This is a genomic window from Amycolatopsis sp. SID8362 (assembly GCF_010550475.1).
In the GTDB taxonomy this organism is placed as follows: Bacteria; Actinomycetota; Actinomycetes; order Mycobacteriales; family Pseudonocardiaceae; genus Amycolatopsis; species Amycolatopsis eburnea.
Genome location: NZ_JAAGNB010000337.1, coordinates 1 through 12109, shown reverse-complemented (window position 1 = coordinate 12109; position 12109 = coordinate 1). Strand labels below are relative to the sequence as shown.

At 70.9% G+C, this 12109-nt stretch carries 9 protein-coding genes; 8 read left to right on the top strand and 1 reads right to left on the bottom strand.

Annotated elements, in window-relative coordinates; all coding sequences use genetic code 11:
- Positions 1-473: 473 nt before the first annotated feature.
- Positions 474-1547, bottom strand: coding sequence for a septum site-determining protein Ssd (gene ssd, locus G3I65_RS11085; RefSeq protein WP_160696029.1), 1074 nt, complete (start codon positions 1545-1547; stop codon positions 474-476).
- A 561-nt stretch (positions 1548-2108) separates the two neighbouring features.
- Between ssd and G3I65_RS11080 the strand changes: the two genes are divergently transcribed.
- The 8 genes from G3I65_RS11080 to G3I65_RS11045 form a co-directional block, all read left to right on the top strand.
- Positions 2109-2939 (top strand): HAD family phosphatase, encoded by an 831-nt coding sequence (locus tag G3I65_RS11080; protein ID WP_160696028.1) that lies wholly within the window; start codon positions 2109-2111, stop codon positions 2937-2939.
- A gap of 616 nt (positions 2940-3555) precedes the next feature.
- Positions 3556-5295, top strand: a complete 1740-nt coding sequence (locus tag G3I65_RS11075) for a glycoside hydrolase family 3 protein (RefSeq protein WP_160696027.1) — start codon at positions 3556-3558, stop codon at positions 5293-5295.
- Positions 5292-6554: an exo-beta-N-acetylmuramidase NamZ domain-containing protein gene (locus G3I65_RS11070; RefSeq protein WP_160696026.1), complete on the top strand. Its 1263-nt coding sequence runs from the start codon at positions 5292-5294 to the stop codon at positions 6552-6554. Before G3I65_RS11075 ends, G3I65_RS11070 begins: the two co-directional genes overlap by 4 nt.
- A gap of 11 nt (positions 6555-6565) precedes the next feature.
- On the top strand, positions 6566-8323 hold the full coding sequence (locus tag G3I65_RS11065) for a serine hydrolase (RefSeq protein WP_160696025.1): 1758 nt from the start codon (positions 6566-6568) through the stop codon (positions 8321-8323).
- 211 nt (positions 8324-8534) lie between these two features.
- Positions 8535-9536 carry a MurR/RpiR family transcriptional regulator gene (locus G3I65_RS11060; protein WP_203612349.1) on the top strand — a complete coding sequence of 334 codons (1002 nt, stop codon included), beginning with the start codon at positions 8535-8537 and terminating at the stop codon, positions 9534-9536.
- Between the two features lie 23 nt (positions 9537-9559).
- The gene (locus tag G3I65_RS11055; protein WP_125308298.1) at positions 9560-10489 is read left to right on the top strand and encodes an N-acetylmuramic acid 6-phosphate etherase; all 930 of its coding nucleotides are present in this window, start codon (positions 9560-9562) and stop codon (positions 10487-10489) included.
- Positions 10490-10541: 52 nt separating this feature from the next.
- Positions 10542-11633, top strand: a complete 1092-nt coding sequence (locus tag G3I65_RS11050) for a HoxN/HupN/NixA family nickel/cobalt transporter (RefSeq protein ID WP_160696024.1) — start codon at positions 10542-10544, stop codon at positions 11631-11633.
- 64 nt (positions 11634-11697) lie between these two features.
- The coding region (locus G3I65_RS11045; protein WP_160696023.1) for an NAD-dependent epimerase/dehydratase family protein at positions 11698-12109 on the top strand (412 nt) is incomplete at its 3' end.

Sequence of the window (12109 nt, the reverse complement as noted above, 5' to 3'; positions counted from 1 at the left end):
GGTGCCGAGCCGTTGTGGGGACGGCGGGGAGGGCGCCGCCGAAGTGGCCTCGGCTGTGACTCGAGTGCCCGCCTGCGACGGGAGTGGCAGCGGCGCCGGGGTGGCGTCGGACGTGACGCGGGTGCCCGCCCGTGGCGGGAGTAGCAGCGGCGCCGGAATGTGCGGCCGGGTGGCGTCGGCAGTGACTCGGGTGCCGCGCCGTCGTGCGGACGGCGGCCAGGGCGCCGCCGGAGTGGCCTCGGCCGTGACTCGGGTGCCCACCTGCGACGGAAGTGGCAGCAGTGCCGGAATGTGCGGCCGGGTGGTGTCGGCTGTGACTCGGGTGCCGTGCCGTCCTCGGGACGGCAGCGGCGGCGGGATGGGCTCGGGGCCTGGCAGTAGTAGGGACAGGAAGTTCTTCGCGCTTGCCGGGCCTCGGCTTGCCAGGGTCAGGAGGGTGGGCAGGAGGAGGTCGCGCACCCTTGTCGGGGCCGTCATCGGGTGGCCGTTCGGGCTTCGTGGCGGGCTGCTGCCAGGACTCGGGATGCTGCTTTGGCTACCGGGCCTGTTGATTTGGCCGGGAACTCGCCGCGCTCGACCGCTGCCGGGAGGCCGCGTTCCGGGGGCATTGCGGCCAGCAGGGGTGGGCCCAGGAGGCCGGCTGCCTGGGCTTGGCCGGCGTCGGCGCTTGACCGTCCACATGCGACGACTCCGGTCCGGGCCGTCAGTTCCGACAGGCGGCGCAACACCTGCTTCGCCGCCATGCAGGCGCGGAGTTCGATCGGGACCACCAGTACCACCAGGTCGGCCACCGCGACCGCTTCCGCAGCCGCGTCGGTGAGGGTGCGGGGGAGGTCGCAGACCACCGTGCGGCCCGAGCGGCGGCCCGCGGACAGGACCGCCGACAGCGATTCGACCGAGGGGCCTTCGCCCTCGGGGCCGCAGGCCAGTACCGGGAGGCCGCCGCCGCGGTGTCTTCGGCGGGGCAGGGTCGCGGCCAGTGATGGCAACGAGACGCGGCCCGTCAGGCGGACGTCCGACCAGCGGGGTCCGGGGGCCTTTTCCAAGCCCAGCAACACATCCAGGCCGCCGCCGAGGGGGTCGCAGTCCACCAGCAGGGCGCCGCCGGGGTCTCGGTCGGCCGCCAGTGCCAGCGTCGCCGCGAAGACCGACGCGCCCGCGCCGCCCCGGCCGCCGATCACGCCGAGGACCAGGCCGGGTTCCTCTGCCGGGGTTTCGACGACGTCGGCGAACGCGCCGGCTAGCTCGCTCTCCTCGTCCGGCAAGGAGATCACGCGCTCGACGCCGCCGCGGAACGCGTGCTGCCACGTCTCCGGGCCCGGACTGCCCTTGCAGACCAGGAGGATCCCCCGCCGGCGGGGCAGGGCCGGTGGCAACCGCACGGCTTCTTCGTCCAGGACCACCAAGGGCGCGCGGGCCCAGTGGCCCTGCGCCGCGGTCAGGTCCGGGGCCCGGTCCAGCTCGCAACCCGCCACCGCGGCCACGCGCAGTATCTCGTCGAGCACGGTTTCGTCCCCGGCGACCACCAGCGGTCGTTCCCCCGTCATGCGTTCCTCCCCCGTCGTCGGTGCGGGCCGTGGGTGGCCCGGCTTCCACCGTCGCGGGCTGAGGTGCGGAGGCACAACGGGTCGGGCGGCGAGCTGTGGACAACCCGGGTGCTGTGGACAACTTCCGCGCGGGGAGCGGCTCGCGAACCGGTTTTGTCGGTGGGCTGTGGCAGGATCGCGCCCGCCCGCGACGCGCGTGCGGCGGAACAGGTGCGAACCGCCGCAGACGACGATCCGGCGGCACCGCACGGCGGATTCCGGCCGGTCACAAGAAAACCGGCGAAGGTAAGCGGAAGGTAAGAGGGCGGCCCCCGCCAGGGGGGAGGGACGGGGGCCGCCGTGGGTTCAGCCCCGGGGGGTCGGACTGAACCGGCCCGGTTGGACACCGGGCTCCCTCACTGTAACTCCGCCGGGTGCCGGTTCGCGCGCCGGGCGAGGCACACAGTTCGGTAACGGCACGGCGCGCCGGAAGTGCCTGCCTGTCATGGAATTTCCGGCGGTGCGGCGCGCCCGTGGTGGATCAACGGGACGCGCCGCGATCAAGCTCTTATCCTGGGCGACGTGGCCGAACCGAGCAGTGCGCCGTCGCGCACCCGGAAGCCGGGCCCGGAGCACGCGGTGGCCGCGTTCTTCGACCTGGACAAGACGATCATCGCCTCGTCGAGCGCGCTGGCGTTCAGCAAACCCTTGCTGAGGGAGGGTTTGATCAACCGTCGCGCCGCGTTGCGAAGCGCTTACGCGCAGCTGGTCTTTTCGCTCGCCGGCGCCGACGAGAACAAGACCGAGCGGTTGCGCGCCGAGGTTTCCGCGCTGTGCGCGGGCTGGGACGTCGCCCAGGTTTCGGCGATCGTCCGCGAAACCCTGCACGACGTCGTCGACCCGCTGGTGTACGCGGAAGCGGCGGAACTGATCGCGCGCCACCGCGCGGACGGCCACGACGTGATCGTGCTTTCGGCGACCGGCGAGGAGGTCGTCGCGCCCGTCGCCGAGATGCTGGGGGCGACCCGCAGCGTCGCGACGCGGATGCAGATCGTCGACGGCCGCTACTCCGGCCAAGTCGACTTCTACTGCTACGGCGCCAACAAAGCCGTCGCCGCGAAGCAGCTCGCCGCGACGCACGGGTACGACCTCGCCGAGTGCTTCGCCTACACCGACTCCAGCACCGACATCCCGCTGCTCGAGGTGGTCGGGCACCCGCACGCGGTCAACCCGGACAAGCTGCTGCGGCGCGAGGCGCTCGACCGCGGCTGGCCGATCCTCGCGTTCGACCGGCCGATGTCGCTGCGCACCCGGATCCCCACCCGATCGGCGGGAATCGTGGCCCTCGGCGTGGGCGCGGTGGCCGCCGGAGCGACCTGGTACGGGCTCAGCCGTCGCCGTCGGTCCCGGTAGCCGGCCACCCCGCCACCCACACGGCCGTACGCCCGGCACTTTGCTTGGCCCAGCCCCGAATTGTCCGTCGCGCTGGGTGCCTGTGTCACCCGATCCAGCCTCTGTACCGGTGCACCCATCCGCGCACTTGAAGTGATCGGGCTCACGGCGTAGAAAGTAGGTGCGGACGTTCGGTCGGCCAGGGAGCAGGTAGAAGAGAAGCCTGTTCCACCCCGGCAAACCTCCGTGCGCGGACTCCGGGTACCCACGCGCAGCGCGCCGCGGGAGGCTCGTCGTCTAGGGACTGCGTAGTGGGACGCCACACGCCGAGTCCATGTAGGTACGACCAGAGTTGCACGCTTGGTCGCCCGAGAAGTTCGCGCTTGCAGGCGGCGCCCGTGGCCCTCGGCCACGGGCGCCGCCTCGTCTGCGTGCAGGGCTTTCCTACCGATCCGGGTACGAACCCGCCGTTGCTGCGGTCGGTCGATGGACATCGACGGATTCGGTGAGTAGCTTCCCGATACTGGCGCCTCCGAGTGGACTTCTGACGTCCGCCGGGCGCCCGCAACTTTCTGGGAGGCTGGTCGTGACGACCCGAAATCGGAGGTTCCATGCGCTCGCCCTGCCCGTCGCAGGGGTGCTCGCGTTCACCGGTGTGGGTGTCGCGACCGCGGCGAGCGCACCGCGGATGAGCGCGGACGCGCAGGCGGAGGCCGCCGCCACGCAGGCGCTGCGGGGGCTGTCGCTGGAGGAAAAGGTCGGTCAGCTGTTCATCACCTGGGTGAACGGCAAGACGGCCGACGAGGTGAACCCGAAGAACCAGACCGACTTCGGCGTCGACACCCCGGCCGAGGTGGTCCGGAAGTACCACCTGGGCGGGGTCATCTACTTCAACAACGACACGCGCGACAACTTCGACGACCCGGTCCAGGTCGCGAAACTGTCGAACGGCCTGCAGAAGGCCGCCATCACCAGCGGGGCGCACATCCCGCTGCAGATCGCCGCCGACCAGGAAGGCGGCACCGTCACGCGGATGGGCGCGCCGGCCACCGAGTTCCCGAACGCCATGGCCATCTCCGCCGGGCGGGACACCGGGCGGGCGACGCAGGCCGCCACGATCCTCGGCAACGAGCTGCGCGCGGTCGGGATCAACCAGGACTTCGCGCCCGATTCGGACGTCAACTCGAACCCCGCCAACCCGGTCATCGGCGTGCGGTCCTTCTCCGGGCAGCCCGGCCTGGCCAGCGACTTCGTCACCGCCGAGCTCAAGGGCTTCCAGCAGTCCGTGGCCGCGACCGCCAAGCACTTCCCCGGGCACGGCGCCGCGCCGACCGACAGCCACACCGGGCTGCCGCGGATCGACAGCACCGAAGCGCAGTGGCGCGCCACCGACGTGCCGCCGTTCAAGGCCGCCATCGCGGCCGGCGTCGACTCGATCATGAGCGCGCACATCCAGTTCCCCAGCCTCGACCCGTCGCTCGAACCCGCGACGCTGTCGAAGCCGATCATCACCGGCAAGCTGCGTGACGAGCTCGGGTACAACGGTGTCGTCGTCACCGACGCCCTCGAGATGCAGGGCGTGCGTCAGCTGCACACCGACGCCGAGATCCCGGTGCTCGCGCTCAAGGCCGGCATCGACCAGCTGCTCATGCCGGTGCACCTCGACCTCGCCATCAACTCGGTGCTCAACGCCGTGAAGACCGGCGACATCCCCGAGCAGCGGATCGACCAGAGCGTGCTGCGCGTGCTGAAGCTGAAGTTCAAGCGCGGCATCCTGTTCTCGCCGTTCGTCGACCCGAACCGCGTGATGAAGACCGTCGGTATCCCGGCGAGCCTCGCCACGGCGCAGGACATCGCCGACCGGGGCATCACGGCCATCGCGAACGACGCCGGCCTGCTGCCGCTCAAGCAGAAGCCCGCGACCGCGCTCGTCACCGGCTGGGGCGTCTCCACGACGGCGACGCTGGCCCAGAAGCTGACCGCGCACGGCACGGCCGCGACCGCCTACCCGACCGGTCAGGCGCCGACGGACGCGCAGATCGCGCAGGCCGTCGCGAACGCCCAGAACACCGATCTGGTGGTCGTGCTGACCAACAACATCGCCACGTTCCCCCGGCAGACCCAGCTGCTCGACGCCCTCCAGGCCACCGGGAAGCCGGTCGTCGCGGTCGCCGCGCAGATCCCGTACGACGCCGGTTACCCGAGCACCGTCAAGACGTGGCTGGCCACCTACGGCTACATCACGCCGACCCTCGAGGCCCTCGCCAAGGTGGTGCTCGGCGAGACGAAGCCGGTCGGGAAGCTGCCGGTCGACGTCCCGGCGGGCGCCGACCTGGGCACCGTCAAGTACCCGTTCGGCCACGGGCTGACCTGGTGACGCTCGACCGGCGCCGCTTCCTGGGCGCGAGCGCGCTGGCCGTTCCCCTCCTGGCGGGCGGGTCGGCCGTCGCGGGAGCCGAGCCGGAGCAGGCCGAAACCAGCCGCGTCCTCACCGGCGCGGAGCAGCTGGCCGCGCAGGGCTGGGGTCCGCTCAAGGGCCGCAAGCTCGGGGTGCTGTCGAACCCGACCGGCGTGCTGCTGAACGGCGACCACATCGTCGACTCGATGGTCGCGGCAGGCGTCAAGCCGGTCGCGGCCTTCGGGCCCGAGCACGGCTTCCGCGGGAGCGCGCAGGCCGGCGGCTCCGAAGGCGACTACACCGACCCCCGCACGGGCGTCCCGGTCTACGACGCGTACGGCGTCGACGCAACGAAGCTCGCTTCGCTGTTCACCAAGGCGGGCGTCGACACCGTCGTCTTCGACATCGCCGACGTCGGGGCGCGCTTCTACACCTACATCTGGTCGCTCTACACGGCGATGGTGGCCGCCGCGCAGGTCAAGGCCGCGTTCGTGGTGCTCGACCGGCCGAACCCGATCGGCGGCCGGGCGGCCGGCCCGCTGCTCGACCCGAAGTTCGCTTCGGGGATCGGACGGAAGCCGATCGTCCAGCAGCACGGCATGACCGCCGGCGAGCTGGCCCGCTTCTTCGCCGAGGAGTTCCTGCCCGGCGACGGCGTGCAGCTGGACCACCTCGAAGTCGTCCAGGTCCGCGGCTGGCAGCGCGACACGCTCTTCGCGCGGACCGGGCTGAACTGGGTGCTGCCGAGCCCGAACATGCCGACCCCGGACACCGCGCTCGTCTACCCGGGCACCGGCATGTTCGAGGGCACGGTGTTCTCCGAAGGCCGCGGGACGACCCGGCCGTTCGAGATCATCGGCGCGCCCGGGCTCGACTGGCGCTGGCGCGAGAAGCTCGAAGACCTGCAGTTGCCCGGGGCGAAGTTCCGCGAGGTCTACTTCGTGCCGACGTTCAGCAAGTTCGTCAACCAGACCTGCGGTGGCGTGCAGCTGAGCGTGAGCGACCCGCGGGCCTTCGACGCGATCCGGACCGCGGTCGCCATGCTCGTCACGGCGAAGGCGCTGCACCCGGATGTCTTCGCGTGGCGCCCGGACAACTACATCGACAAGCTCTCCGGCTCCGACCGGCTGCGGACCGCGATCGACGCCGGGGCGGGCGTCGACGAGGTCACCGGGGCCTGGCGGGCCGAGCTCGCCGAGTTCGACCGCAGACGTCGCCACTACCTGCTCTACCGCTGAGGGGGAAGCTCGTGCGTGCTAGGAAGGTCCTCGCCGCGGCCACCGGAGTACTGGTCGCGCTGACCACGTTGACCTCGGGAGCCAGCGCCATCACCGGACGCCACGACGCCGGCCGCTTCGACCGGCCGCAGCAGGGGTTCGCCCCGGCGTGGACGACGCTGCGCGCCGGGCCCCCGCAGGAGGTCGGTCTCGACCCGGCGCCGATCAAGGCGGCCGAGGACTTCCTGGCGAGCTGGACCAAGCCGGACACGACCGGGCACCCGCACTTCTCCGGCGCGGTCGGCCTGCTGGCGCACGACGGTGTCGTCGTCGACCGGTACGCCGTCGGCGGCGCGCTGCGGTACGCCGACGCGGCGGGCACCGAACTGCCCGCCGACCAGCAGGTCCCCATGAAGAACGACACGATCTTCGACATGGCTTCGATCTCGAAGCTGTTCACCTCGATCGCCGTCCTCCAGCTCGTCGACCGCGGGCAGCTGACCATCGACACCCCGGTGTCGCGCTTCTTCCCCGAGTTCGCCACCGGCGACAAAGCCGCCATCACGGTCAAGATGCTGCTCACGCACGTCTCCGGGTTCGACGCCGACCCGATCCCGTCGCTGTGGGCCGGCTACCCGGACATCCCGTCGCGCCGGCAGGCCGTGCTCGACAGCCCGCTGAAGAACAAGCCGGGCACGACGTACCTCTACTCCGACATCAACCTGCTCACCCTCGGGTTCATCGTCGAGAAGCTGACCGGGCAGAGCCTGGACAAGGTCGTCCACGACCGGATCACCGCGCCGCTCGGCATGGTCGACACCGGGTACAACCCGCCCGCGTCGAAGCTGGACCGGATCGCCGCGACGGAGTTCGAGGCCAACCCGCCGCGCGGGATGGTGCGCGGCAGCGTGCACGACGAGAACGCGTGGTCGCTCGGCGGCGTCGCCGGGCACGCCGGGGTGTTCAGCACCGCCGGCGACATGGCGATCCTGGCCCAGACGATGCTCAACGGCGGCAGCTACCGCGGGCACCGGATCCTCGGCGAGGAGACCGTGCGGCAGATGATGCTGACGAACTACAACCAGCAGTTCCCGGACGACGCGCACGGCCTGGGCTTCGAGCTCGACCAGCCCTGGTACATGGGCGCGCTGGCCTCGCCGGTCACCGCGGGGCACACCGGCTTCACCGGGACGACGCTGGTCATCGACCCCGAGTCGCGCTCGTTCGCGATCCTGCTGACCAACCGGGTGCACCCGAGCCGCAGCTGGGGTTCGATCAACACCGCCCGCCAGGTGTGGGCGACGTCGCTGGCCAGGGCCATGGCGGTGCGGCCCGCCGTCGGCAAGGACGCCTGGACGAGCACGCTGGGTAACGCGAGCGCCGCCACGCTGAGTACTCGGCCTTTTACTACGGATAGTGATCAAGCTCGCGTGTCCTTTTACGCCTTCGTGGACACCGAAGGCCCGACTGATCCACTTCAGCTGCAAGCCAGCACCGACGGCGTGAACTGGCAACCGATCGCCGTATCGGTATCGGGACCGGGGGCACCCTCCGGAATGGTGACGTCGCTCTCCGGACACGGCCACCGTGCCTGGTGGCAGGTCATCGGGACGCTGCCCCCCGCGGCCTCGCTGAGCCTCCGCTGGCGTTACAGCACCGACCCGAATTACACGGGCCGCGGAGTTTCGGTCGACGGTGTGAAAGTCACCGAGAGCGGCCGATCACTCCTCGACGGTGAACGAAACCCGGCCGCTTTCGTCGCGGAGGGTTGGCAGTTGAGCGCTCGGTGACGGATCTGTCGCCGAACGTCCAACAACAGCGCGAATTAACCGTCCGCTTGCCGCTTGCACCGCGACACTAAGTTGCCAAGTCGTTAGCTTGACCTCGTTAACACGACCGACCTGGTTGGCGACTTTCTGGTCAGTGATTAATCGCAAATCCAGATCCGCAGACACGGACGGGTTGCGATCCGACCGAAGGGTGTGGGTAGCCTTGTCGCAGATGCCAACGGTTAGTAACTTTCCGACGGTGAGTGATACCGAATCCGTAATCGGCACGGCACCGTCCGAGCCCGTATCGGTCCAGCCGGCCGTGCGGGACGCGGACGCCAGCCCGCTGGTCCGGATCCGGTCCCTGCTCCCCGGTCTGGCCCGCGCCGAGCAGCGCGTGGCGAAGGTGGTGCTGGAAGATCCCGCGTCGGTCGCGAGACGCAGCATCACCGAGGTCGCCTTGGCCGCCAGCACGAGCGAGACCACCGTGACGCGGTTCTGCAAGGCCGTCGGCGTCGGCGGGTACCCGCAGCTGCGCATCGCGCTGGCCGCGGACACCGCGCGCACCGAGGCCCGCACCACCCGCAACCTCGGCGGCGAGATCGGCCCGGAGGACGACCTGGCCGCCGTCATCGGCAAGGTCAGCTTCGCCGACGCCCGCGCGGTCGAGGAGACAGCCGACCAGCTCGACGTCGCCACCCTGGAGCGCGTGATCGAGGTCGTCGCGAGCGCCGGCCGCGTCGACGTCTACGGCGTGGGCGCCAGCGCGTTCGTCGCCGCCGACCTGCAGCAGAAGCTGCACCGCATCGGCCGCGTCTGCTTCTCGTGGTCGGACACGCACATCATGCTCACCTCGGCCGCGGTGCTCAGCCCCGGTGACGTCGCCATCGGCGTCTCGCACACCGGCGCGACCACCGACACCGTCGAGGCGCTGCGCGTGGCCCGCGAGCACGGCGCGATCACCATCGCCGTGACGAACTTCCCGCGCTCCCCGATCACCGAGGTCGCCGACTACGTTTTGACGACCGCCGCCCGGGAAACCACCTTCCGTTCGGGAGCCACGGCGAGCCGCATCGCCCAGCTCACCGTCATCGACTGCCTGTTCATCGGCGTCGCGCAGCGGCACATGGACGCGTCGGTCAGCGCCCTGGACGCGACCAGGGATGCGGTCGGCTCGCACCGCTTGGGGGTCAGGCCGGACGGTCGTCGCCGTCCGCGGGAAACCGGCAAGTAATGACCGGAGAAAATGTGAGGCGCATGATGACCGTCCCCACGCAGGCGGTGCACGTCGATTCGCCGACCGAGACCCGCAATCCCCGCACCACGGACATCGACCTGATGTCCACCGCGGGGATCCTGGGCGCGATCAACGCCGAAGACCGCACGGTCGCCGGCGCCGTGGCCGCGGTGCTGCCCCAGGTGGCGCGCGCGGTCGACTACGCGGTCGACGCCCTGCGTGCCGGCGGCCGGGTGCACTACGTCGGCGCCGGGACGTCCGGGCGGCTGGCGACCCTGGACGCGGCCGAGCTGGTGCCGACGTTCAACGTGCCGGCGGACTGGTTCATCGCGCATCACGCGGGCGGCGAGAAGGCTCTGCGCAGCGCCGTCGAGAACGCGGAGGACGACGACGGGGCCGGCGCGGCCGAGATGGCCGCCATGGTCCAGCCGGGCGACTTCGTGCTGGGGCTGACGGCGTCGGGCAGGACGCCGTACGTCTTGGGCGCGCTGGCCGCGGCGTCCCGCCAGGGCGCGCGGACCGGGCTCGTCTCGGGCAACCCGAAGGCCGCCAAGCCGGCGGGCGTCGACGTGCTCATCGCCGTCGACACTGGCCCGGAGGCGATCGCCGGCTCGACCCGGATGAAGGCGGGCACGGCGCAGAAGATGATCCTGACGTCGTTCTCCACGGCGACGATGATCAAGCTGGGCCGGACCTACTCCAACCTGATGGTCAGCATGCGGGCGACGAACGCGAAGCTGCGCGGCCGGACCATCCGGATCCTGCAGGAAGCCACCGGCATGACGATGGCGGACTGCTCGGACGCGCTCACCGAGGCCGGGGGCGACCTCAAGGTGGCGCTGGTGCACTTGCTGTCCGGCGAGGACGTCAAGAGCGCCGCGAAGGCGTTGCACGCGTCCGGTGGGCACGTGCGGAAGGCGCTCGACCTGGTGCGGGTCCGCGCGAGCTAGACCGTCATCTGTTCACCTGTCTAACCTCTCAGATGAGGGAAGGCGGGTGGCGATGGCGGGCACGGAAGAGGACTCGCGGCGCGGGCTTTCGCGCCGCGAGTGGGTGTCGGTCGGCGGGATGGCGGGGTTCGTCCTGCTGCTCAACGTCGTGGGCTGGGTGGTGCTGGCGGTCTTCGTCGCACCCCACCACTACGCGCTGGGGTCGACCGGCGTGTTCGGGATCGGGCTGGGCGTCACGGCGTTCACGCTCGGCATGCGGCACGCGTTCGACGCCGACCACATCGCCGCGATCGACGGCACCACCCGCAAGCTGATGGCCGACGGCCAGCGGCCGCTGTCGGTCGGGTTCTGGTTCTCCCTCGGGCACTCGACGATCGTCTTCGGGCTCTGCCTGCTGCTCTCTCTCGGCGCCCGCGCGCTGGCCGGGCAGGTCGAGGACGGCTCCTCGGCGCTGCACGACGCGACCGGCCTCATCGGGACGTCGGTGTCCGGCGTCTTCCTGTACGTGATCGCGATCCTGAACCTCGTGGTGCTGGTCGGCATCCTGCGGGTGTTCAAGCGGATGCGCCACGGCGAGTTCGACGAAGCCGCGCTGGAGCACCAGCTGGACAACCGCGGTGTCATGAACCGGCTGCTGCGCGGCGCGACGAAGTCCGTGCGGAAGCCGTGGCACATCTACCCCGTCGGCCTGCTGTTCGGCCTGGGTTTCGACACCGCAACCGAAATCGGGCTGCTGGTGCTCGCCGCGGGCGCCGCCACCTTCGCGCTGCCCTGGTACGCGATCCTCGTGCTGCCGATCCTGTTCGCCGCCGGGATGAGCCTGTTCGACACCGTGGACGGCTGCTTCATGAACTTCGCCTACGGCTGGGCGTTCGCGAAGCCGGTGCGCAAGATCTTCTACAACATCACCGTGACGACGCTGTCGGTCGCCGTCGCGTTCGTCATCGGGACCATCGAGCTGGTGTCGATCCTCGCCGAGAGGCTGGAAATCACGTCCGGTCCGCTGGCGGCGATCGCGTCGATCGACCTGGACTACGTCGGGTTCGGGATCGTCGGGTTGTTCGTGCTGACCTGGGTGGTCGCGCTGGCGGTGTGGCGGTTCGGGCGCATCGAAGAGAAGTGGTCGGCGAAGCTGTCCGCTTAGGACGCGGCGTCCGCTGTCAGCGAATCCGCCCGGCGGGGCGGGGATCCCGTGCTTGGCTACCGGGGTGGAGATCCTGGTTCTGGGCGGAACGGCATGGGTGGGCCGGGAGCTGTCCCGGCAGGCGCTCGAACGCGGTCACCGGGTGACCTGCCTCGCGCGCGGCGAGAGCGGCGAGGTCGCGGACGGCGCGACGCTGGTCGCCGCGGACCGGCGCGATCCGTCGGCGTACGACCCCCTGCTCGGCCGGGTGTGGGACGCGGTCGTCGAGGTGTCGTGGCAGCCGGGCTTCGTGCGGGGCGCGCTCGACGCGCTGGGCGGCAAGGCCGGGCACTGGGTGTACGTCTCCTCCGGCAACGTCTACGCCTCGCACGCCGTGCCAGGGGCGGACGAGTCCGCGGCCCTGCTCGCCCCGACCGACCGGGCCGAGGCCGGCCGCAAGCTGTACGGCGAGGCGAAGGTCGCCTGCGAGCGGGCGT